1 protein-coding gene is annotated in these 717 nt (G+C 43.5%); it reads right to left on the bottom strand.

The annotated features are described in order from the left end of the window. Window positions 1–717, bottom strand: a 717-nt coding sequence (locus tag ACS8FD_RS20450; RefSeq protein WP_439277212.1) for an Hsp70 family protein, incomplete at both ends; no start/stop codon positions are given.

The raw sequence follows: 717 nt of genomic DNA, 5'->3' as shown, positions 1-717 counted from the left end.
GTTAAATCAAAACGGCCAAGCTGTTTGTTTTGATTAGCGATTTTACGCTCACCTTGATAGACCTGAATCGTTACTGCTGGCTGATTGTCTTCAGCTGTTGAGAATACTTGTGATTTCTTAGTCGGAATCATCGTGTTCTTCTCAATGATTGGCGTCATCACACCGCCCATCGTTTCGATACCAAGTGTCAATGGTGTCACATCAAGTAATAGGACGTCAGTTTTGTCGCCAGACAATACGGCACCTTGAATAGCAGCACCTGCAGCTACCGCTTCGTCAGGGTTAACATCTTTACGTGGCTCTTGACCAAAGAACTCTTGTACTTTTTTCTGTACTAGTGGCATACGTGTCTGACCACCGACTAAGATTACATCGTCGATATCGCCAATTTTGATACCGGCATCTTCAAGAGAAATCTTACAAGGACCCATGGTACGCTGAACCAGCTCTTCAGTTAGGCTTTCAAGTTTTGAGCGACTGATGGTCACTACCAAATGCTTAGGACCACTGCTATCAGCAGTAATGTATGGTAAGTTTACTTCAGTGCTTTGCGCGCTTGATAGCTCAATTTTTGCTTTCTCTGCTGCTTCTTTTAGACGCTGCATTGCAAGAGAATCACCTTTTAGGTTCACGTCTTGCTCTTTTTTGAATTCAGCGACTAGGTATTCGATCAATGCTGAGTCAAAGTCTTCACCACCAAGGAATGTATCACCATTG

The sequence above is a fragment of the Psychrobacter sp. 1U2 genome (assembly GCF_051847575.1).
This window is presented reverse-complemented; position numbering and strand designations above follow the sequence as displayed.